This is a genomic window from Sphingomonas sp. AC411 (assembly GCF_979253035.1).
Map to the genome: position 1 here is coordinate 1,109,120 of NZ_CEEDAQ010000001.1, position 21,006 is coordinate 1,130,125.

At 66.4% G+C, this 21,006-nt stretch carries 13 protein-coding genes and 7 pseudogenes; 10 read left to right on the forward strand and 10 right to left on the reverse strand.

Annotated elements, in window-relative coordinates:
- Nucleotides 1–7: 7 nt before the first annotated feature.
- A complete protein-coding gene (gene aspS / locus AC0IX7_RS05725; protein ID WP_471810820.1) occupies nt 8–1,831 on the reverse strand; it encodes an aspartate--tRNA ligase in 1,824 nt (607 codons plus the stop codon).
- A gap of 171 nt (nt 1,832–2,002) precedes the next feature.
- Between aspS and rnd the strand changes: the two are divergent.
- Together rnd and AC0IX7_RS05735 are read left to right on the forward strand one after the other, a co-directional pair.
- A pseudogene (gene rnd, locus AC0IX7_RS05730) lies at nt 2,003–3,176 on the forward strand (ribonuclease D).
- Nucleotides 3,173–3,469 (forward strand): I78 family peptidase inhibitor, encoded by a 297-nt coding sequence (locus AC0IX7_RS05735; RefSeq protein ID WP_471810821.1) that lies wholly within the window; start codon nt 3,173–3,175, stop codon nt 3,467–3,469. Before rnd ends, AC0IX7_RS05735 begins: the two are co-directional and overlap by 4 nt.
- A 124-nt stretch (nt 3,470–3,593) precedes the next feature.
- Here the strand turns inward: AC0IX7_RS05735 and AC0IX7_RS05740 are convergent, their stop codons facing one another.
- From AC0IX7_RS05740 to AC0IX7_RS05755, 4 genes and pseudogenes are all read right to left on the reverse strand, one after another.
- Nucleotides 3,594–5,105: a Ppx/GppA phosphatase family protein gene (locus AC0IX7_RS05740; RefSeq protein ID WP_471810822.1), complete on the reverse strand. Its 1,512-nt coding sequence runs from the start codon at nt 5,103–5,105 to the stop codon at nt 3,594–3,596.
- The gene (locus AC0IX7_RS05745) at nt 5,102–7,267 is read right to left on the reverse strand and encodes an RNA degradosome polyphosphate kinase (protein WP_471810823.1); all 2,166 of its coding nucleotides are present in this window, start codon (nt 7,265–7,267) and stop codon (nt 5,102–5,104) included. Before AC0IX7_RS05745 ends, AC0IX7_RS05740 begins: the two co-directional genes overlap by 4 nt.
- Before the next feature lie 16 nt (nt 7,268–7,283).
- Nucleotides 7,284–7,928 carry an HdaA/DnaA family protein gene (locus tag AC0IX7_RS05750; protein WP_187504053.1) on the reverse strand — a complete coding sequence of 215 codons (645 nt, stop codon included), beginning with the start codon at nt 7,926–7,928 and terminating at the stop codon, nt 7,284–7,286.
- 11 nt (nt 7,929–7,939) lie between these two features.
- Nucleotides 7,940–9,197: pseudogene (locus AC0IX7_RS05755) on the reverse strand (heavy-metal-associated domain-containing protein).
- A 64-nt stretch (nt 9,198–9,261) separates the two neighbouring features.
- On the opposite strand from AC0IX7_RS05755, the gene purM reads away from it, so the two are divergent.
- The 4 genes and pseudogenes from purM (at nt 9,262) to AC0IX7_RS05775 (ending at nt 11,905) form a co-directional block, all read left to right on the forward strand.
- Complete coding sequence (gene purM, locus AC0IX7_RS05760) at nt 9,262–10,377, forward strand: phosphoribosylformylglycinamidine cyclo-ligase (RefSeq protein ID WP_471810824.1); 1,116 nt, start codon at nt 9,262–9,264, stop codon at nt 10,375–10,377.
- A pseudogene (purN, locus tag AC0IX7_RS05765) lies at nt 10,370–10,941 on the forward strand (phosphoribosylglycinamide formyltransferase). The gene purM and the pseudogene purN overlap by 8 nt, the downstream one beginning before the upstream one ends.
- Nucleotides 10,938–11,303 carry an MmcQ/YjbR family DNA-binding protein gene (locus AC0IX7_RS05770; RefSeq protein WP_471810825.1) on the forward strand — a complete coding sequence of 122 codons (366 nt, stop codon included), beginning with the start codon at nt 10,938–10,940 and terminating at the stop codon, nt 11,301–11,303. Before purN ends, AC0IX7_RS05770 begins: the two are co-directional and overlap by 4 nt.
- Nucleotides 11,300–11,905 (forward strand): hypothetical protein, encoded by a 606-nt coding sequence (locus AC0IX7_RS05775; RefSeq protein ID WP_471810826.1) that lies wholly within the window; start codon nt 11,300–11,302, stop codon nt 11,903–11,905. The genes AC0IX7_RS05770 and AC0IX7_RS05775 overlap by 4 nt, the downstream gene beginning before the upstream one ends.
- A 144-nt stretch (nt 11,906–12,049) precedes the next feature.
- Here AC0IX7_RS05775 and AC0IX7_RS05780 read toward each other — a convergent pair whose 3' ends face one another.
- The 5 genes and pseudogenes from AC0IX7_RS05780 to AC0IX7_RS05800 form a co-directional block, all read right to left on the reverse strand.
- Nucleotides 12,050–12,271 (reverse strand): GNAT family N-acetyltransferase, encoded by a 222-nt coding sequence (locus AC0IX7_RS05780; protein WP_471810827.1) that lies wholly within the window; start codon nt 12,269–12,271, stop codon nt 12,050–12,052.
- Nucleotides 12,271–12,567, reverse strand: coding sequence for a hypothetical protein (locus AC0IX7_RS05785; RefSeq protein WP_471810828.1), 297 nt, complete (start codon nt 12,565–12,567; stop codon nt 12,271–12,273). Before AC0IX7_RS05785 ends, AC0IX7_RS05780 begins: the two co-directional genes overlap by 1 nt.
- Nucleotides 12,567–12,989, reverse strand: coding sequence for a nucleoside-diphosphate kinase (gene ndk, locus AC0IX7_RS05790; RefSeq protein ID WP_307089276.1), 423 nt, complete (start codon nt 12,987–12,989; stop codon nt 12,567–12,569). Before ndk ends, AC0IX7_RS05785 begins: the two co-directional genes overlap by 1 nt.
- Before the next feature lie 73 nt (nt 12,990–13,062).
- A pseudogene (locus AC0IX7_RS05795) lies at nt 13,063–13,507 on the reverse strand (DNA polymerase III subunit chi).
- 112 nt (nt 13,508–13,619) lie between these two features.
- A pseudogene (locus AC0IX7_RS05800) lies at nt 13,620–15,094 on the reverse strand (leucyl aminopeptidase).
- A 171-nt stretch (nt 15,095–15,265) separates the two neighbouring features.
- Between AC0IX7_RS05800 and AC0IX7_RS05805 the strand changes: the two are divergent.
- From AC0IX7_RS05805 to rsmA, 4 genes and pseudogenes are all read left to right on the forward strand, one after another.
- A pseudogene (locus AC0IX7_RS05805) lies at nt 15,266–17,579 on the forward strand (LPS-assembly protein LptD).
- Nucleotides 17,580–17,657: 78 nt separating this feature from the next.
- Nucleotides 17,658–19,079: a peptidylprolyl isomerase gene (locus AC0IX7_RS05810; RefSeq protein ID WP_471810829.1), complete on the forward strand. Its 1,422-nt coding sequence runs from the start codon at nt 17,658–17,660 to the stop codon at nt 19,077–19,079.
- Nucleotides 19,080–19,113: 34 nt separating this feature from the next.
- Nucleotides 19,114–20,124 carry a 4-hydroxythreonine-4-phosphate dehydrogenase PdxA gene (gene pdxA, locus AC0IX7_RS05815; protein ID WP_471810830.1) on the forward strand — a complete coding sequence of 337 codons (1,011 nt, stop codon included), beginning with the start codon at nt 19,114–19,116 and terminating at the stop codon, nt 20,122–20,124.
- Between the two features lie 52 nt (nt 20,125–20,176).
- Nucleotides 20,177–20,946 (forward strand): annotated as a pseudogene (gene rsmA, locus AC0IX7_RS05820) (16S rRNA (adenine(1518)-N(6)/adenine(1519)-N(6))-dimethyltransferase RsmA).
- Nucleotides 20,947–21,006: the final 60 nt, after the last annotated feature.

Here is a 21,006-nt window from a genome sequence, read left to right on the forward strand (position 1 = left end):
GTTTCGATCAGCCTGCGTTCGGCGCGACCGCCTTCGTCACGTCCTTCGGACCATCGACGGTCAGGCGGATGTTGAGTTCCTTCAGCTGCTTGGCACTGACCGGGCTCGGCGCGCCCATCATCAGATCCTCGGCCTTCTGGTTCATCGGGAACAGCACGACCTCGCGGATATTCGGCTCGCCCGCGAGCAGCATCACCATGCGGTCGATCCCCGGTGCCGAGCCACCATGCGGCGGTGCGCCGACCTTGAACGCGTTGATCATGCCGGCGAAGTTCGTGTCGACATCGGCCTGCGTGTAGCCGGCGATCTCGAACGCCTTGTACATGATCTCGGGCCGGTGGTTCCGGATCGCGCCCGACGACAGCTCGACTCCGTTGCAGACGATATCGTACTGATACGCCAGGATATCGAGCGGATCCTTGGTCTCCAGCGCCTCCATTTCGCCCTGCGGCATCGAGAACGGGTTGTGGCTGAAATCGACCTTCTTGGCGTCCTCGTCATATTCGAACATCGGGAAGTCGACGATCCAGCAGAACTCGAACCGGTTCTCGTCGATAAGGCCGAGATCGGCACCGATCCGCGCCCGGGCAGCACCGGCGAGCTTCGAGGCGGGAAGTTCCTTGCCGGCGGCGAAGAAGATGCCGTCGTTCGGGCCAAGGCCCATCTCGGCGATCAGCTTCCGCGTCGCTTCCTCGCCGTGGTTCTTGGCGATCGGGCCGCCGAGTTCGCCGTTCTTCTGCGTGATGTAGCCGAGCCCGGCATGACCTTCGGCGCGTGCCCAGTCGTTCATGTCGGTGAAGAACTTGCGGCTCTTGTCGGCGGTGTTCGGCGCCGGGATCGCGCGGACCACGTCACCGCCGGCGACGATCCCGGCGAACAGGCCGAAGCCCAGATCGACGAAGTGATGACCGACGTCGTGGATGAGGATCGGGTTGCGCAGGTCGGGCTTGTCGCTGCCGTATTTCAGCATCGATCTGCGGTAGGGGATGCGCTTGAACGGGAGGGCGGAAACCTGACGCCCCTTGCCCTGCCAGTCGGCGAATTCCTCGAAGACGCCGTGGAGGACCGGCTCGATCGCCGCGAACACGTCGTCCTGCGTAACGAAGCTCATCTCGAAATCGAGCTGGTAGAACTCACCGGGCGAACGATCGGCGCGGGCGTCCTCGTCGCGGAAGCAGGGTGCGATCTGGAAATAACGGTCGAAGCCCGCGACCATCAGCAGTTGCTTGAACATCTGCGGCGCCTGCGGGAGCGCATAGAACTTGCCCGGATGGACGCGGCTCGGCACGAGATAATCGCGTGCGCCCTCGGGCGACGACGCGGTCAGGATCGGCGTCTGGAATTCGGTGAAGCCCTGATCGTTCATGCGGTTGCGCAGCGAGGTGATGACCTTCGAACGCAGCATGATGTTCGCGTGAAGCCGCTCCCGACGCAGATCGAGGTAACGATAGCGCAGGCGGATATCCTCGGGATATTCGGCCTCGCCCGCGACCGGCATCGGCAGCTCGCCGGCCATCGACTGAACGGTCGCGGCGGTCGCGCGGATCTCGATCCCGCCGGTCGGCAGGTTCGGGTTGACCGCTTCGGGTGCCCTTGCGGTGACCTTGCCGGTGATCGTGACGACGCTCTCGCTCTTCAGGCCTTCGATGACCTTGAAGACCGGGCCGCTGACGTCGGTGACGATCTGCGAGATGCCGTAGTGATCGCGCAGATCGATGAAGACGAGGTCGCCGTGATCGCGCTTCTTGTGGACCCAGCCGGAGACACGGACCTCTTCGCCAACCTGTTCGGGGCGGAGGGCGGCGCAATTGTGGGTGCGATAGGCGTGCATGTGTCTCGTCTCTCATGCGTCGTCCCAGCGAAAGCCGGGATCTCGTGCGGCAAGGGTGCGCCCTGCGACGGGAGATCCCAGCTTTCGCTGGGATGACGGGAATTGGATGCCTCGCGCTTCCCTTCCTCACCCGCCTTTGTCAAGGCGGACACGCCTCGCTATGGACGGTCCATGCATATCCACCCGCTTATCTCCGACAGTGCCACGCTCGCCAATCTGTGCGCGCGCATGGCCGACGCCGACTATGTGTGCGTCGACACCGAATTCATGCGCGAGAGCACCTATTACCCGGAGCTCTGCCTGATCCAGATCGCCGACGACAAGGAAGCCGCGGCGATAGATCCGATGGCGCCGAGATCGACCTGAAGCCGTTGCTCGACCTGCTCGTCGAGAATCACGACGTGCTGAAGGTCGTCCATGCCGGCGGGCAGGACATCGAGATCGTCTACAACCTGACCGGCAAGACGCCCTTCCCGCTGTTCGATACGCAGGTCGCGGCCATGGCGCTGGGGCAAGGCGAGCAGATCGGCTATTCGAACTTGGTCGACAGCTGGCTCGGAATTGCGGTCGACAAGGGCGCGCGGTTTACCGACTGGGCGCGACGGCCGCTGGACGAGCGGCAGATCGAATATGCGATCGGCGACGTCACGCATCTGTCTAAGATCTTTCCGAAGATGCTCGAGCGGTTGCGCAAGACCGGACGCGGCGTGTGGCTCGACCAGGAGATGGAGCGACTTGGCGATATCGCCAATTACGCGAACGATCCCGATCTCGCCTGGAAGCGCGTGCGGATTTCGGGGCGCAAGCCCGAGGTGCTGGGGCGGCTGAAGGCGCTGGCGCGGTGGCGGGAACTGGAGGCGCAGGCGAAGGATTTGCCGCGCGGGCGGATCGTCAAGGACGAGACGCTCGGAGACATGGCGGGGCATCCGCCGCGCAAGCAGGCCGACCTCGCGCGGGTGCGTGGGTTGTCCGCGACATGGGCCGGCAACGATATCGGTGGCCGCCTGATGGCCGCGATCGAGGGGCGCAACCGCTTGGCGAGGACGAACTGCCGCCGCGCGACGATCGCAAGCCCGGGCTCGGCAAGGAGGGCTCGCTGGTCGCGGACCTCCTCAAGCTGCTGCTCAAGATCCGCTCGCGAGACATTGATGTCGCGTCGAAATTGTTGGCGCGGACGGATGAACTCGAAGCCCTCGCGGCGGGCGTTCGCACCGGGCTGCCGATGCTGGAGGGCTGGCGGTTCGATCAGTTCGGGCGCGATGCGCTGGATCTCGTCGAGGGACGACTGGCTTTCGCGGTCATTGGCGGCAAGCTGAAGATGACGCGTACGGAGGATGCCGCATGAGAGCCGTTCTGATTGCAGTCTTGCTGGCTTCGGCGGCGTGTACGCCGGTCGAGATGCGCGGCGAGACGCCTGCTGCTCCGCCGGTCACAGCCGCCTGCAATGCCGAATCGCTGGGTGATCTGGTCGGCAAGCGTGCGAGCGATGCCCGGGCTGACGTGATGCAGACGCGGTCGGGCGCTCGGACGCTGCGCTGGATCGCACCGAATACGGCGATGACGATGGATTTCCGGCCTGACCGGCTGAATGTGTACGTCGATGCGAAGGGTCGGATCGAACGCTTTACCTGCGCCTGATCTCTTTGATCCTCCCCTGCAAGGGGAGGTGGCTGGCTCGCCAGACGGAGGGTGACACCCTCTCGATAGCGGGTCACCCCTCCGTTAGCCCTTTGGGCTGCCACCTCCCCTTGCAGGGGAAGATCTACGCGAGAGCCAACAGGGGTTTGCGACCTAATGCGGTAGCCAGAGCGGTGTGGCGACGTTCTACCGCCTCACCATAGAGACCGCGATCATCCGGGCGTAGCGTTAGCGTCAGCGTTATCCCGTCGTCCGATAGCTTCGAACGCTTGAGCGGACCGGCCAAGCCTCCGCTCATACGCTGGCCGAGCCTCATCGCGAGGCCCCAGGCCGTTGCGCTTTTTACCGCTGTCGGCGTTGCGAGTCGCCCGACCGGGTCCGCCGCTGCCAAATCTCCGCCAAGGCTCGTGTAGAGGGCCTGCGCCAGCATCCCGCGACCGGGCGCGTCGATCGCTACCCAGTTGCCGTGCAGGGCGATCTCGACACCGCGTTCAGCGCGGAATTCGGGGTTGGCGCGCCAGCCTACGTCGGCAAGGAGGCAGGCCGTGTGGCGGATGCGCGCCAGCGCAGGCGCCTCGGTGACGAACAGCGGGGCGATCCAGCGATCGAGCAGGTCGCCATGCTCCGGGAAGCGACCGAGCAGGCGCCCCTCTTCACGGGCCGCGACGATCAGCGGATCGAGCGCGCGGGTCTTGGGCTCCAGGTCGCCATAGAGCAGCCCTTCGCGCAGGCCGTATGCCGATACCACTGTCGTCTTGCTGCCGAGCTGGCGCATCAGCACGCCGAGCAGCGCGGCGGCGTCGGCCAGCGTGGACGTACGACCGGACGAAAGACCGGGGATTGCTTTCAGGCGCGGCTTCGAGAGTTGCGGGATCGTGCGGCTGAGACGTGTGATCGTCGCGGCGGTCATCGGGTATTGGTGAATGATCGGTAGCGGATAGTCCGACAGCTCCATGTCGAGCCGGGCGAGCGCACGCCACGATCCACCGACGAGATACAGCGGCAACCCCTGCCCCTTCGCAGTCCAGCCCGCCTCGCGTACCAACCTTGCGACGTAGCGTTCGAGCACCTTGCCACGTTTCGCGCGAAGCGAGCCGATGCGGAGTACGCCGAGCGGGAACGAGACGCGGTCTTCGATCTTGCCGCGGCGGACGCGGACGAGTTCGAGACTGCCGCCTCCAAGATCGCCGACGATGCCGTCCGCGTCGGGAATCGCGGAGAGGACGCCATAGCCGGCTGCGCTGGCCTCCTGCTCGCCGGACAGAGTCTCGACCTTGAGGCCGAGTTGTTCAGCCGCTTCAATGAGTTCGCCGCCGTTCTTCGCATCGCGTACCGCCGCCGTGGCGACCGTGCGCAACGTCGAGCACTCCATTTCCTTGGCCACCGCAGCGAACCGCGCGAGGGCGACGCGTGCCGTCTTCAGCGCGGACTTCTCGATCGCACCGGTTGCGGCAAGTCCGCGCCCTAGCCCGGCCAGGACCTTCTCGTTGAACCGGATCGCGGGCAGGCGCGGCGGGCCCTGATACACGACCAGACGGATCGAGTTCGAGCCGATATCGATGATCCCCGTACGCGGATGATCGTCGGTCTCGGCCTTGGGCGTGGAATTACCGAACAGGATATTCGTGACGCTCATCGTTTTCGCCGAAGCGACAGAGTCGGCACGGCGTTGCTGGTCGCGAGCGAGGCGCCGCGGCCGGAGAGGGACGGGTTGGTCATGAAATACCGATGCAGGTTGAACGGGCGGTCGCCAGGATCGACGCGGGTATATTCGCCGTCGGGGCCTAGCTCCCAACTCTGCTCGTTGTCGATCAGGTTCGCGACCATCACCTGGTCGAGGATCTGGTCGTGGACGGTGGGGTTGAGGATCGGCAGCATATACTCGACGCGGCGGTCGAAATTGCGCGGCATCCAGTCGGCGGACGATATGAAGAGTTTCGCGCCGTCGTTGGGGAGCGCCTTGCCGTTGCCGAACGCCCAGATCCTGCTGTGTTCCAGGAACCGGCCGATCACCGATTTTACGCGGATCGTCTCGGACAGGCCGGGTACACCGGGTCGCAGGCAGCAGATGCCGCGGATGATGAGGTCGATCTCGACCCCTGCCCCGCTCGCCTCGTAGAGCTTCTCGATCACCGCGGGGTCGACCAGCGAGTTCATCTTCGCCCAGACGCCCGCCTGTTTGCCGGCGCGCGCGTTGGCGATCTCGACGTCGATCAGGTTCATCAAATTCTGGCGCAGATCGCGCGGGCTGAGACTGACCTTCGCCATGTCGGTCGGCTCGACATAGCCGGTGATGTAGTTGAACATCTGCGCCGCGTCGCGCCCGACCGCGGCGTCGGCGGTGAAGAAGCTGAGGTCGGTGTAGATCTTGGCGGTGACCGGGTGGTAATTGCCGGTGCCGAAATGGCAGTAGGTGCGGAATGCCTGGCCTTCGCGGCGGACGACCAGCGAGACCTTCGCGTGGGTCTTCCAGTCGATGAAGCCGTAGACGACCTGCACGCCCGCGCGCTCCAGTGCGGAGGCCCAGACCATGTTCTGCTCTTCGTCGAATCGCGCCTTCAGCTCGACCACCGCGGTGACGGACTTGCCCGCTTCGGCCGCGGCGATCAGCGCGTTGATGACTGCGGGCTGCTTGCCGGCGCGGTAGAGCGTTTGCTTGATCGCCACCACATCCGGATCGTTCGCTGCCTGTTTGAGGAAGGCGAGCACGACCTCGAACGTCTCGTACGGATGGTGGACGACGATGTCCTTCGCCTTGATCGCGGCAAAGCAATCGCCGCCGAATTCGCGGATGCGTTCGGGGAAGCGCGGCGTGAACGGCGGGAACTTCAGGTCGGGGCGATCCTCGTCGACCAGCCCGTCGAGGTCGACGATGCCGAGCAGGTTGCCACTCTCGGTGATGATCGCGTCGGCGCCACCGAGTTCGTCCTTGAGGACCGCGGCGAGCACGTCGGGGATACCGGTTTCGAGTTCGAGACGGATCACGCGGCCGCGGCGGCGACGCTTGATCGCGTTGGCGAAGTAGCGGACGAGGTCCTCGGCCTCCTCCTCGATCTCCATGTCGCTGTCGCGCAGGACGCGGAAGCTGGCGGCGGCGAGGACTTCGTAGCCGGGGAACAGGACCGGCGCGAACCGCTTGAGGATCGATTCGATCGAGATGTAGCGCGCGGGCTCGCCAGGCAGGCGGACGAAGCGCGTCATCGTGTGCGGGAGCATGACAAGTTCGCGGACCGGTTCGTTATCCGAACGGCGTACGAGGTCGAAGATCACCGACAGGCCGCGGTTCGGGATGAACGGGAACGGGTGCGCGGGATCGAGTGCCTGCGGGGTCAGGATCGGGAAGATCTGATCGCGGAAATGCGTTTCGAGCCACTCGTCGGCTTCGCCTTCGACCGCATCGCGCCGCAGGACGAACAAGCCAGCCTCGTCGAGCAGCACGCGCAGGTCGCCCCACACCGCCTGCTGGCTCGCCATCAGTTCGTCCGCCTCGCGGACGATCGCCGTCAGCTGCTGGCCCGCGGTGAGCCCGTCCGCCGAGCGCCGATCGACGTCCTGCGTCTGCTGCCCCTTCAGGCCGGCAACGCGGACCATGAAGAACTCGTCGAGATTCGAACCCGAGATCGACAGGAAGCGGAGCCGCTCCAGCAGCGGGTGCGCGGGATTGCACGCCTCCTCCAGAACGCGGCGGTTGAACGCCAGCCAGGAGAGTTCGCGGTTGAAGAACCGGTCGTTCGGCTCTGCGCCGATGGGATCGTCGTCGTCTTCCGCTTGGCGGACGATATGCGCTGGACGGTTCATCGGTCCTCTTGGGGTCTTATGGTGACGTGAAGAGCGGCAGATCCAGGGCAAGCTGTGGACGGAGGATCAGCCCGGCCTCGGTGAGTGTGGTTCGTGCCAGAGGAATGGACAAGCGCTTGCGACGTTCCATCGCCTCCTGATCGAGCGCATCGACGGTTCGCGTTACGGTAATATGACTGCGCTCGATTCTCGTGGCCAGCCAGTCGATCAGATCGGGCCGCGCGTCGAGGCTGCGGCGCTCGAACAGATGCGCCAGGAGCAGCCGCATGAGTTCGTCATCGGGCGCACCGATCGCCGCGATCGGGCTGGCTGCGAGCCGCGAGCGCAGGTCGGGAAGCTTCACCTTCCATTCGGGCGGGGCGGCGTCGGCGACGATGAGCAGCGGCCTGTGCTCCTCCTGCGCGCGGTTCCAGGCGTGGAACAGCTGCGCCTCGGGCACGCGCTCGGCATCGTCGATGATCGTGCCGCCGCTTTTCGCCGCGAAGATCCGCGCGAGCAGGCTGCGGCCCGATTTGCGCGGGCCGGTGAGGATGGCGGTCATGACGGGCCAGGTCGCCCAATGCTCCAGCGTATGGACGGCCCGCGAGTTGGATGGGGTAACCAGGAAGGCGTCGTCGCGAGGGTCCGCCGGCCACCCGAGTGGCAGCGCGATTTGAGTCATCTTGGTCGCGCTCACCCTGTCGTCACGGTATCCGCGGGAAGGTCCGGCGGAAGAAGTTGGGAAACCCGGCGGATCCGGATCGTCTGGCCCGAGCCGAAGACCTGATAGCCGCGCGCTTCGAGGGCGGTCTTCAGCGCGGTGGGGTCGCCGTCATAGGCGACACGCATCAGCGAGACTCCGCCGAGCGCGAGACTGGTGGTCGCGGCCGAGCGGACACCGGGGATCGCGCGGAGTGCAGCTTCGGTCGACGATACGGTCGTGGCTGCGGGCGTGTCGAACTGAACGGTGATCGAGATGCCCTCGCCACCGGTCAGCACCGCGATATTGGCGTCGGCGGTCTCGTCGCTCGGCAGGTCGTCGGTTACCGCGGCTTCGGGCGTTGGCGGCGGCGACAGGCTATAGTCGACACGGAGCGAACCGTTGCGGCGCGCCTGCTGATACAGGTCGTCGATCCGCTTGACGCCGGTATCCAGCAGTTGCGGCAGGCCGTCGGACGTTCCGACACGGAGCGTGAAGCGGCCGATCAGGTCGTTGTCGGGACCGTGGCGCGCTTCGAACACGCCGATCACCGGGCCACCGGGCCATTGGCGATAGATCTTCACGACCGGGGACAGCACGTCGCTCGCGCCATATTGGTCGAGGATCGTCCGCCACCAGCCACGACCGGGGCGCTGCGTCTGGCCAACGTTGAGCAGGAGCGCGTCGGGGCCGGAGCCGGACGGGCGAACATAATCGATGCTGCTGTTGCCGGTACGATAGCGCGCCCAGGCCTGCTGCCACTGCGTGCTCTGTTCAAAGGATTGGCCGACACCGCCCGAATATTGGATCGGGATGGTTAGCATCGGCTGCGAGCGATCGGCGTAGGTGGATATGCCGAGGACGGAGCCCGCGCGAGTGCGGTTGAACAGCACGCCGAGCTTGGCGATATAGCGCTGCGGGCCGATCTGTTCGTTCTCGACGACGATCCCGGAAACCAGCAGAATCGAGCGTACCGTCGGAAACGAGGCCACCACCGCCGCCAAGCCGGTTCGACAATTGCACCCAGGCTTTGCGCTGGGCGAGCCGCCAGCCGCTGTAGCGCGCTGCGTCGGCGGTCTTGCCCGCGACGTCGACGGTGACGCCGCTGACCTCGTACGCGCTGCCGCTGTCGACCGGGGCTGAGCCTCGGCTGCCGCCCTCGATCTGCGCGAGCACGGCTCCGCCGCTGAGCAGCAGGGTCCCTGCGGCAATGGCGCCGGCAAGCGCGGTGGGAAGGGTACGGATACGCATCAAGCGGGCCTTTTGGCGAAGCAGACGTGGAAATCCAAGCGCGATGTGGCTAGCAGCACCGATCATGACCGATACGCCAAACTCCGCCGCTCCCGCCACGGGCTCCTATACCTACGCTCAAGCGGGCGTTTCGATCGCCGCAGGCAACGCACTGGTGCGCGCGATCGCCCCGCTCGCGCGCTCGACGCGACGGCCGGGCGCGGACGCGGATCTTGGCGGGTTCGGCGGGATGTTCGACTTGAAGGCGGCGGGGTTCGTCGATCCCCTGCTGGTCGCGGCGAACGACGGCGTCGGGACGAAGCTGAAGCTCGCGATCGAATGGGATCGGCATGAGGGTGTCGGCGTCGACCTCGTCGCGATGTGCGTCAACGACCTGATCGTACAGGGCGCCGAGCCGCTGTTCTTCCTCGATTATTATGCGAGCGGGAAGCTCGATGCGGCGGTCGCCGAGCGTGTCGTCGCTTCGATCGCGGAAGGGTGCAAGACCGCGGGGTGTGCGCTGATCGGCGGCGAGACCGCCGAGATGCCGGGCATGTATGCAGATGGCGACTACGACCTGGCCGGCTTCTGCGTCGGTGCGGTCGAGCGGACCAACGTGCTGACCGGACGCGAGATCGCGGCGGGCGACGTGATGCTCGGCCTGGCGTCGTCGGGTGTGCATTCGAACGGGTTCTCGCTGGTTCGTCGGCTGGCGACGGATCGCGGGTGGAAGCTCGATCGGCCTGCGCTGTTCGACCAGGACAAGTTGCTGATCGATCATCTGATGGCGCCGACTCGCATTTATGTGGCGAGCCTGCTGCCGCTGCTGCGCGAGCGGCGGATCAAGGGGCTGGCACATATCACCGGCGGCGGGCTGCTCGAGAACATTCCGCGCGTCCTGCCGGACGGTGTGCATGCGGTAGTCGACGCGGACGCGTGGGAGCAGTCGCGGTTGATGGCGTTCCTGCAGGCGCAGGGCGCGATCGAGCCGGAGGAAATGGCGCGGACGTTCAACTGCGGGATCGGCATGGTCGTGATCGTGAGTGCCGACGAGGCCGAGGCGGTCACTGCGGCGCTTCAGGCGGCGGACGAGACGGTGTTCACGATCGGGCGGATCGAGACCGGGACGCATGGCTGCACTGTGCGCGGGTCGGCGGGCACTTGGAGCGCGCGCGAGGACTGGACCGCGACGCATGGCTGAGAAGACGCGGGTCGGCGTGCTGATCTCGGGGCGCGGATCGAACATGATAGCGCTGGTGGGCGCGTCGCGCGCGGCCGAGTGTCCGTATGAGATCGCGTTGGTGGCGTCGGACAAGCCGGATGCGGCTGGGCTCGCATGGGCGCGGTCGCAGGGTGTGGCGACCTTCGCGCTCTCGCCCAAGGGTCTGGGGAAGCCGGCGTACGAGGCGGCGATCGACGCGGCGTTGCGCGAGGCGGGTGTCGAGATCGTTGCGCTGGCCGGGTATATGCGGTTGCTGTCGGACGGGTTCGTGGCGGCGTGGCGGGATCGGATCGTCAATATCCATCCGTCGCTGCTCCCCAAATACAAGGGCTCGACACGCATGCGCGGGCGATTGCGGCGGGCGATGCGGTCGGTGGGTGCTCGGTGCATGTCGTGACCGAAGAGCTTGATGGCGGCGTGGTGCTGGGGCAGGCCGAGGTGCCGATCCTTGCGGTTGACGATGCGGATGCGCTTGCGGAGCGCGTGCTTGCGGCCGAACATGCGCTGTATCCCAAGACCTTGGCGGAGTTCGTGACGCGATGACCGATCTGTCCCCTCTCGACCGCATTCGCGCGGCGGCGTTGGCGCTCCCGGAGACCGAAGAGACGGTGTCGCATGGCCAGCCGACGTTCTTCGTCGCGGGCAAGCAGTTTGCGCAGTTTCGGGCGGACCATCATGAAGATGGGCTGACCGTGGTGTGCGTAAAGACGGGCGGAGCCGACGAGCAGGCGATGCTGATCGAGGCGAACCCGGGCGTGTATTCGCGGCCGGCGTATCTTGGTGCGACCGGGTGGGTCGGCGTGAACCTTGCGGGCGATCCGGACTGGGCGCTGGTCGAGGACCGGATCGCGCGGAGTTGGGAACTGGCGGCCCCTGCCCGCCTGCTGGAAGCTGGCGGTCGATGAGCGGCGAGACTCCGACCGAACGGCGCGAGGCTGCGGCGACGCGGCGGCGCTGGGTCACGCTGGCGGAAGTCGTGGCAGTTGCAGGCGTGCTGATCGCCGCGCTGACGTTGTGGACCAACTGGTCGGATCACCGGGCGAACGAGGCGGACAAGCTCGCCGCGCAGTCGAGTGCCGCGCGTGAGCGGACCAAGATCGACCTGTCGGCGATCGTGCAGGATGGCGGCGATACGCTGTTGCTGAAGGATGCGCGGCATGATCTTCAGGACGTGACGATCACGTTTCCCAAGGCGCTCGGCGTATCGCCGCAGCGGCCGCCGGCCGAACCGATCATCGATGCGTCGTGGTTCTCGGAGCCGTTGTTGAAGCTGACCGATGGCGGGTCGGACGATCGTGCGGGTCGGCTGCCGGTGCTGGTGAGCGTGCAGTATTTCGATGGCGACCGGACGCGCTCGGCAGTTGGGATCTACGATGTAATCTGGAAGACCGAGGGGCGGATGCTGCGGGGTCGAGCGCTGAAGCTCGAGGGCTTGCGGGTTCGGCAGCGTGGCGGGGACCAGACGCGGCTCGATGCGATCTGGGCGAAAGAGAAGCCTGCGGCTTAACCACCACCCCGGCGGAGGCCGGGCCCAGTTGGGGACGTTGCCAACGGAGTGCAGCGCGTAATTACCATGGCCTTGCCACTTGGGCCCCGGCCTTCGCCGGGGTGGTAGCTCTGCGGTGCAATGGGGCGCCCCGACCCCGGAACCTCACACCGTCCGGACGTAGACCGGGTCTTCGTGGAGAGTGGTGCCGACCGTGAACTGGCGGGCGCCGATGACCTCGAAGCCGTGGCGTTCGTAGAAAGCCCGGGCGCGAATGTTCTGGTCCCATACGCCTAGCAGGACGCGAGTGTGGGCCGCCGCGGCGGCATCTTCGAGGGCGCGGGTCATCAGGGCGGCGCCGAGGCCGGTGCCTTGCGCGTGCTTCATCAGGTAGATGCGGCGGAGTTCGATGTCCGCGGGGCCGGGTTCGATCGGAAATCGGGTGCCGTGAGCACCGTGTAGCCGATCGGTGCGTGGCCGGGTTCGTGCTCGGCGAGCGTCACGATCGTCGCGGGGTCGGCCAGCCACGTCTCGAACGTGGCGATGCTGTTCTTGATCGTGCAGTGGGCGACGATATCCGCCCTCGTCAGCACGGTCGCATAGGTATCGAGGAACGTGGCGGATGCGACGAACGACAGCGTGGGCGCGTCGCCCGGCCCTGCCCGTCGCAACCGCCAGATCATCAGCCGACGATTTCTTCGGGCTTGAAGAAGTACGCGATCTCGATTGCGGCGTTCTCGTCCGAATCCGAACCGTGCACGGTGTTGGCTTCGATCGACTCGGCGAGTTCCTTGCGGATCGTGCCGGGCTCTGCGTTCGCCGGGTTGGTGGCGCCCATGATGTCGCGGTTGCGCTGCATCGCGTTCTCGCCTTCGAGAACCTGGACGACGACCGGGCCCGAGATCATGAACGAGACGAGCTCGCCGAAGAACGGACGCTCCTTGTGGACCGCGTAGAAGCCCTCGGCCTGCTCGCGGGTCATCTGGATGCGCTTCGAAGCGACGACGCGCAGGCCGGCTTCCTCGAGCATCTTGGTGACCGCACCGGTCAGGTTGCGGCGGGTTGCGTCGGGCTTGATGATCGAAAAGGTACGGTTCGCGGCCATGATGGTCACGGGCTCCTGTAATAAAGCTTTGGAAGAGTGGCGCCGCCCTAGAGCCGGGGCGGTCCGAATGCAACTAGGCGGCCTGTTCCCAGCGTCCGGCGTCGTTCTGTTTCCAGTAGCGGCGTTCGACGCCGTCGCGGTCGGCGAGCGCCTTCCAAGCGAGGCGGGCTTCGCGGATCGCTTCGTCGTCGAAGATGTGGAAGGCGCGGTCGAAGGTCAGGGTCAGGTCCCGCCAGCGACCATCGACGACCGCGACGTTGCGCGCCGCATTGCCTGGGGCGGTTTCGAGTATGTCGTCCGCGATCAGAATGGGTTGCGCTGCATCGTCGTTGCCGCCGGCCTGGGCGTGGGGAGAAAGCTCTCGGGGGCGTAGGACCAGAGCAGGCGGTCGAGGGCGGTGCGTTGTTCCTGGGGTTCGGCGACGATCAGGAGGCGGCCGCCGGTTGCGACGACGCGCTCGGCGATGCGCGGGAGGACGCGGTCGAGGGGCTGGTTAGGTGGTAGAAATCGACCTGCATGCTTACTCCCTTCCGCTTGCGGGAGGGGTCGAGAGGGGTTCGCCTCGCTCGACACCGCTCGCGGTTGGCCCCTTCCTAACCCCTCCCGCAAGCGGAAGGAGAATTCTTGCGTTCAGCCCTCGAAATTGTCCGCGACGAATTGGTCGAGCAACCGCACGCCGTAGCCGGTTGCGCCCTTGTCGTGGTTGGTGCCGGGCTTGTCGGACCAGACCATGCCGGCGATGTCGAGATGCGCCCACTTCACGCCCTCGTCGACGAAGCGCTTGATGAACTGCGCCGCGGTGATCGAGCCCGCGCCGCGGGGCCGACGTTCTTCATGTCGGCGATCGGCGAGTCGATCAGCTTGTCGTAGGCGGGCGACAGCGGGAAGCGCCACAGCGTGTCGCCGGTGGTCTTGCCGGCCGCAATCAACTGGTCGGCGAGCGCGTCGTCATTGGCGAAGATGCCGCCATTCTCGGTGCCGAGCGCGACGATCATCGCCCCCGTCAGCGTGGCGAGATCGACGATCGTGGTCGGCTTGTGCGCCTGCTGCACCCACGTGACGCAATCGCAGAGCACGAGGCGTCCCTCGGCGTCGGTGTTGAGCACTTCGATCGTCTGGCCGGACATCGAGGTGATGACGTCGCTCGGGCGTAGTGCGGCGCCATCGGGCATGTTCTCGACCAGGCCCATCACGCCGACGACGTTCGCCTTCGCCTTGCGGCTGGCCAGTGCCTTCATCGCGCCGGCGACGGCGCCTGCCCCGCCCATGTCCCACTTCATGTCTTCCATGCCCGCGCCGGGCTTGATCGAGATGCCGCCCAGATCGAACGTCACGCCCTTGCCGACGAGCGCGAGGGTAGGTGCATCGGCCCCTGCCCCGTTCCATTTCAGCGCGAGGATGCGCGCTTCACGACGCGAGCCCTGGCTGACGCCGAGCAGCGAGCCCATGCCGAGTTCGGTCATCTGCGCTTCGTCGAGCACGGTGATCTCCAGGCCGAGGCCCTCGACGTCCTTGGTCACCTTCTCGACGAAGCTCTCGGGATAGACGACGTTCGGCGGCGACGTGACCAGCCAGCGCGTCAGGTCGAGACCGCCGGTGACCGCCAACTGCTCGGCCCACGCCGCATCGGTGCCCTCGGGCGCGCCGGCAATGGTGATCTCGGTCAGCGTCGGCTTCGACTTCTCGGCCAGCTTGGTGCGGTACGTGTCGTAGCGCCATGCGCGCTGCGCGGCGGCGGCGGCGAAGTGCGCGGCGGCCTTGGGAGTCGGCGTGGCGCCGGCGGAGAGATCGGCGGCGACCGAGGTCGCGCCGGAGGTCAGCAGGCGTGCGGTGATCGCGCCGCCGGCCTTCTCCCAATCGGCGTTTTCGCCCGTGCCGACGCCGACGAGCAGGACCTGGCGGACTGCGCCGTCGACGGGCACGAACAGCTCGACGACCGAACCCGCCTCGCCTGCGAACCGTGCCGCGCTCGCCGCGCTGGTCGCCACCGCCTCGACATCGCCGCCGATCGCGCTCCACTTGGTCTGCGCCACGCTGTCCTTTGCGACGGGGACGGCCAGGATCGGGGCGTTGGCGGGAACGGTCGGGGCGAAGACGATCTGCATGAAGAAACCTCGGGAAGCTTTTGAACGGATGTGCGTACCCCATAAGTTGATGCCGCTGGTCCGGCAAAGCAAGGTGGAGCCCCTCAACGCCCGATGATTGCAGCGACGCGCCTGCAAGCGAGTGCGGGATGCGATTGCAGCGAAGGGCCGGTGGTGCGATAGGCGGGCGATATGGCGGCAAACGGCTGCCCAGTGCCAAAGGGGTTGGTTCGGATCGTGTTGCGTATCGACCTTTTGACGGGTTGTGCCGTTTCGCTCGCGCTGGCGTGCGGACTGGCTAGTTCGCCCGTGCAGGCCCAGGATTTCCAGAACCGCCCGGTCGCGCCACCGGTGCAGGACCCGCCGGTCGCCAATGCGTCGACGGCGACACCGGCCGAGGACCAGGTGCAGTTCAGCTCCACGGCGCTGGAATACAACACCAACACCGATATCGTCACCGCGACCGGTGAAGTCCGGATGTTCCGCCAGGGCAGCCGCCTGCGTGCCGACAAGGTCGTTTGGAACCGCAAGACCGGCAAGGTCGTCGCGACCGGCAATATCGCGGTCACCAATCCCGAAGGCGACATCGCGTACGGCGACGAGATCAACCTGACCGATCTGCTGAAGGACGGCGTGGTCGACAACATGCTCGTCGTGCTCGAACAGGGCGGGCGCCTCGCCGCCGAGCAGGGCACGCGCGACGCCGACGGCACGGTCAATTTGAAAACCGCGGCCTACACGCCGTGCGGCGTCACCAATTCCGCCGGTTGCCCGAAGGAACCGACGTGGAAGATCACCGCAGTCCGCGTCACTTATCGACCCGAGCGTAAACGCATCTTCTATAAGGGCGCGCGGCTGCACCTGTTCGGCCTGCCGAGTCTGCCGCTCCCCGAATTCTCCAATCCGGTCGGTGGCGGGAGCGATAGCGGGCTGCTCTCGCCGAACGGCGGATACAGCCGCGTCAACGGCGTCGAAGTCAGCGTTCCCTATTACTGGAAGCTTGCCCCCAACCAGGGGCTGGTCATCACCCCGCACATCTACAGCAGCGTGCTGCCGATGGCGCAGGTCGATTATTCCGCGCTCAATTCGAAGGGTGCGTTCAAAGTGCGCGCCTATGCGACCGAAAGCCGGCGTAGCGACGATCTGGCGACCGCGGACCCGACCGACACGAGCATGGCGTTCCGGGGCTATATCGACGGCGTGGGGCGCTATCAGCTGTCGCCGAACTGGACCGCGAGCGGTTCGCTGCGCCTGACGACGGATCGGACGTTCCTGCGCCGCTACGACATCTCGCGCGATGATCGGCTGCGCACCACCGCCAGCCTGGAGCGGATCGACGACAGCAGCTATTTCTCGCTGAGCGGCTGGTATGCGCAGACGTTGCGCGTCGCCGACAGGCAGGGGGATCAGCCGATCGCGCTGCCCGAGATCGACTATCGCAAGCGGTTCGACGACGGGCTGGTCGGCGGCCGGTTCCAGCTCCAGCTGAACACGCTCGCGCTGACCCGCACCGATGGCCAGGACACGCAGCGCGCGTTCGCTAGCCTGCAATGGGACCTGCGCCGCTTCACCAACTGGGGCCAGGAGGTCACGTTCACGGCGTTTGCACGCGGCGACCTGTATAACACCGACAATACCGACGCGACGACCAACCTCAGCTACCGTGGGCTGGAGGGCTTCCACCAGCGCGCGATCGGTGCGGTCGCGGTCGACGTGAAGTGGCCGTTCATCGGGACGTTCCTTGGCGGCACGCAGCAGGTTCACCCCGCGGGTTCAGTTCGTCGCGGCCCCCAAGGTCGCGAACATCACCCTGCCGAACGAGGATTCTCGCGCGGTCGATCTCGACGACACCAACCTGTTCTCGCTGAACCGGTTCGCTGGCTATGACCGGTTCGAGGATTCGTCGCGCGTCACCTATGGTGGCGAATGGGCGCTCGACCTGCCCGGCATCAGCTTCACCACCAATGTCGGCCAGAGCTATCGCCTGGACCTGCGCCCCACCATCCTGCCGGACGGCACCGGCCTCAGCGATCGGTTCTCCGACATCGTCGGGCGCAGCGAACTGCGGTTCCGCGACTTCGTCTCGATCGTCCACCGCTATCGACTCGACAAGGACGGCTTTGCGATCCGCCGCAACGAGCTCGACGCTACGATCGGTTCGCGGGCGACCTATGTGCTGGTCGGCTATCTGAAGCTGAACCGCAACATCGACGCGTCGATCGAGGATCTGCGCGACCGCGAGGAGGTCCGCGTCGCCGGCCGCGTTCAGTTCGCGCGATTCTGGTCGGCGTTCGGCTCGGGCGTGGTCGATCTCACCAACGCGTCGGAGGACCCGCTGTCCCGCAGCGACGGCTTCACCCCGATCCGGCACCGGATCGGCATCCAATATGAGGACGACTGCCTGCGTCTCGGCGGGACGTGGCGGCGAACCTACAACGACACCGGCGACGCGCGTAAGGGCAACAGCTTCCTGTTGACGCTGGCCTTCACCAACCTCGGCCGCTAAGCCCGCGTTCAGCTACTTTGGGGCAACGCCGGATATGTGCCGTCATGGCAATGACGGTGCGATGTACGGCGCGCGATGATGGGATACCGACACTTGAAGCATGATGTTCGACTGGCGGCGCGTAGCAGCCGTGTGATCGGGGCGGTGGTTCTGGCCGCGCTGGCGGCAAGTGCGATCGCACAGAGCGCTCCTCCGCAGGGTGCCGCGAGCCAGGAAGGTGCCGGTCGGACGGTCCAGGACCAGAGCGTGCCGGACAACACCGGTCTCGATATCCCGACCAACCTGCAGATCTTCGGCAAGCTCGACCCCAACGTCCGCAAGCCGACCGCGATCGTCAACGACACGGTCATCACCGGTACCGACGTCGACCAGCGCGTGGCGCTGGTGGCGATGGCGAACGAGGCGAAGCTGTCGCCCGAAGATCGCGAGCGGCTGAAGCTCCAGGTGCTGCGCCAGCTGATCGACGAGACGCTGCAAATCCAGGAGGCGAAGACCGCCGACATCGCGATCACGCCGGCCGAGTTGACGCAGAGCTACAATGCGGTGTCCAAGCGGTTCAACAGGACTCCGGAGGCGATGCGCGCATTCCTGCGCGAGTCCGGGTCGTCCGAGCGGTCGCTCAAGCGGCAGATCGAGGGCGAGCTCGCCTGGCAGCGCTATCTGCGCCGCCGCGTCGAGCCGTTCGTCAACGTCGGCGACGAGGAAGTGAAGTCGATCATCGACCGTCTCCAGGCGGCCAAGGGCACCGACGAGTTCAACCTCAAGGAAATCTATCTCGCGGCGACGCCGGCGAACAGCCAGCAGGTCTATACGAACGCCAAGCAGATCCTTCAGGAAATCCAGAAGGGCGCGCAGCCGTTCGAATATTATGCGCGCCAATTCTCCGAAGCGTCGACCCGGGCGGTCGGCGGTGATCTCGGCTGGATCCGTGCGGCGACGCTGCCGGCGCCACTGGCCGAAGCCGCGACGACGATGCAGGTTGGCCAAGTCGCGGGGCCGATCGAGGTCTCGGGCGGCTATTCGATCCTGTACCTGACCGACAAGCGTCAGGTGCTGACGGCCGATCCCCGCGATGCGAAGCTCAGCCTCAAGCAGCTGACGCTCAAGTTCCCGCCGAACACCAACCAGGCGCAGGCCGCGGCGCGTGCCCAGGCATTCGCCAAGGCGACGCAGGATCTGCGCGGGTGCGGCACCGTGGAGAAGGTCGCCGCCGGAATCGGTGCGGACGTGGTCGACAACGACACGGTTCGCATCCGCGACCTGCCGCCACAGCTTCAGGAGATCATGCTGAAGCTTCAGGTCGGTCAGTCGACGCCGCCGTTCGGCTCCGCGGAACAGGGCGTGCGCGCGCTGGTGCTGTGCGGACGCGACGATGCGCAGGCCGGATCGGTGCCGAATTCGGAGCAGATCCAGGGCCAGCTCGAACAGCAGCGCGTCAACCTGCGCGCCCAGCAGAAGCTGCGCGATCTGCGGCGCGATGCCGTGGTCGATTATCGGTGACCGCGACCGGTGACCGCGATGGGATGATCGGCGCGTGACGCGCGTACACCCGCTCGCGGTATCGATGGGCGATCCTGCGGGGATCGGTCCGGAGATCATCGCCAAGGCCTGGGACGCGCGTGAGACGCACCGCTTGCCGCCGTTCGTCGCGGTCGGCGACGCCCGCGCGATCGAGCGGGTCTGGACCGGGCAGATCGCGCGGGTCGCGGATATGAACGAAGCCGGGGCGGTGTTCGCGGACGCGCTGCCGGTACTGACGGTGGGCGACGCCGGGACGATCGTTCCCGGGCACCCGGACGCCGATGGCGCGCGATGTGCGCTGCATTCGCTGGAGCTGGCCGTGGGGCTTGTCCGTACCGGGGCGGCGCGCGCGCTGGTGACGGGGCCGGTGTCGAAGTCGCAGCTGTATGCGATCGGCTTCAGTCATCCGGGGCAGACCGAGTTCGTCACGGAACGCTATGGCGTGGCTGGTGACAATGCGGTGATGATGCTGGCCGGGCCATCGCTGAAGGTAGTGCCGATCACGACCCACGTGCCGTTGAAGGACGTGTCGGCGCTGCTGACGATCGACCTGATCGTCGCCAAGGGCCGCGCGACTGCACGCGGGTTGCTGCGGAATTTCGGGATCGAGAACCCGCGGCTCGCCTTTGCGGGCTTCAATCCGCATGCCGGCGAACAGGGTGCGCTCGGGCGCGAGGAGATCGAGATCATCGCGCCGGCGATCGCGATCCTCCGCGAGGAAGGTATCGATGCGACCGGGCCATTCGCCGCGGACACGATGTTCCACCCGCGGGCGCGTGCCACGTATGACGTCGTGATGTGCTGCTATCACGACCAGGCGCTGGTGCCGCTCAAGACGATCCATTTCGACGAGGGCGTCAACATGACGCTGGGGTTGCCGATCGTGCGGACCTCGCCCGATCACGGCACCGCGTTTGCGATCGCGGGTAAGGACCTCGCCGAGCCGGGTGCGATGATCGCGGCGATCGCGATGGCGGGCGAAGCGGCTGACCGGCGCGCGCAGACCGCAGCCTGCAAGTCGTGAGCGATGCGGTAACGGCGCTGCCCCGCTGCGCGAGGTGATCGCGCGGTACGGATTGAACGCGAGCAAGGCGCTGGGGCAGAATTTCCTGTTCGATATGCAGTTGCTCAAGCGGATCGCCGCGGTTCCGGGCGATCTGCGCGATGCCGAGGTGCTCGAAGTGGGGCCTGGGCCGGGTGGCCTGACGCGCGCGTTGCTTGCGGCGGGCGCGCGGGTGACGGCGATCGAGCGTGACCGGCGGTGTATCCCGGCGCTGGCCGAACTCGGCGAGGCATATCCGGGGATGCTGCGCGTGATCGAGGGCGATGCGATGGAGATCGACGCGCCGACGCTGTTCGAGGGCAAGCCGCATATCGTGTCGAACCTGCCGTACAATATCGGCACGGCGTTGCTCGTCGGCTGGCTGTCGGCGTCATGGTTGCCGTGGTGGCGGTCGTGCACGCTGATGTTCCAGAAGGAAGTCGCCGAGCGGATCGTGGCGAAGACCAACGACGATCATTATGGGCGGCTTGCGGTGCTGGCGCAGTGGCGCTCGACCGCGCGGATCGCGATGCCGGTGCACCGGTCGGCGTTCACGCCGCCGCCTAAGGTCATGTCGGCAGTGGTGCATCTGGTGCCGGTGGAGGCGCCCGAGGGGTGAACTTCGCGGTGCTGGAGCGACTGACGGGCGCGGCGTTCGGGCAGCGGCGGAAGATGTTGCGGCAGAGTTTGAAGGGCGTGCCGGGCGCGCTGGATGCGCTCGAGCGGATCGGGGTCGAGGCTACGCGGCGGGCGGAAACGCTGTCGGTGGCGGATTTCACGGCGCTGGCGCGCGAGACCCGCTGATCTTCCCCTCCCTGGAAGGGAGGGGTTGAGAGTGGGTTGGCTGCTTGGCGGGCGTTGCGC

What these genes read in the sequence shown, in the direction of transcription:
- aspS (WP_471810820.1), bottom strand. Translation starts at nt 1,831, where the DNA reads ATGCACGCCTATCGCACCCACAATTGCGCCGCCCTCCGCCCCGAACAG.
- AC0IX7_RS05735 (WP_471810821.1), top strand. Translation starts at nt 3,173, where the DNA reads ATGAGAGCCGTTCTGATTGCAGTCTTGCTGGCTTCGGCGGCGTGTACG.
- AC0IX7_RS05740 (WP_471810822.1), bottom strand. Translation starts at nt 5,105, where the DNA reads ATGAGCGTCACGAATATCCTGTTCGGTAATTCCACGCCCAAGGCCGAG.
- AC0IX7_RS05745 (WP_471810823.1), bottom strand. Translation starts at nt 7,267, where the DNA reads ATGAACCGTCCAGCGCATATCGTCCGCCAAGCGGAAGACGACGACGAT.
- AC0IX7_RS05750 (WP_187504053.1), bottom strand. Translation starts at nt 7,928, where the DNA reads ATGACTCAAATCGCGCTGCCACTCGGGTGGCCGGCGGACCCTCGCGAC.
- purM (WP_471810824.1), top strand. Translation starts at nt 9,262, where the DNA reads ATGACCGATACGCCAAACTCCGCCGCTCCCGCCACGGGCTCCTATACC.
- AC0IX7_RS05770 (WP_471810825.1), top strand. Translation starts at nt 10,938, where the DNA reads ATGACCGATCTGTCCCCTCTCGACCGCATTCGCGCGGCGGCGTTGGCG.
- AC0IX7_RS05775 (WP_471810826.1), top strand. Translation starts at nt 11,300, where the DNA reads ATGAGCGGCGAGACTCCGACCGAACGGCGCGAGGCTGCGGCGACGCGG.
- AC0IX7_RS05780 (WP_471810827.1), bottom strand. Translation starts at nt 12,271, where the DNA reads ATGAAGCACGCGCAAGGCACCGGCCTCGGCGCCGCCCTGATGACCCGC.
- AC0IX7_RS05785 (WP_471810828.1), bottom strand. Translation starts at nt 12,567, where the DNA reads ATGATCTGGCGGTTGCGACGGGCAGGGCCGGGCGACGCGCCCACGCTG.
- ndk (WP_307089276.1), bottom strand. Translation starts at nt 12,989, where the DNA reads ATGGCCGCGAACCGTACCTTTTCGATCATCAAGCCCGACGCAACCCGC.
- AC0IX7_RS05810 (WP_471810829.1), top strand. Translation starts at nt 17,658, where the DNA reads ATGGGATACCGACACTTGAAGCATGATGTTCGACTGGCGGCGCGTAGC.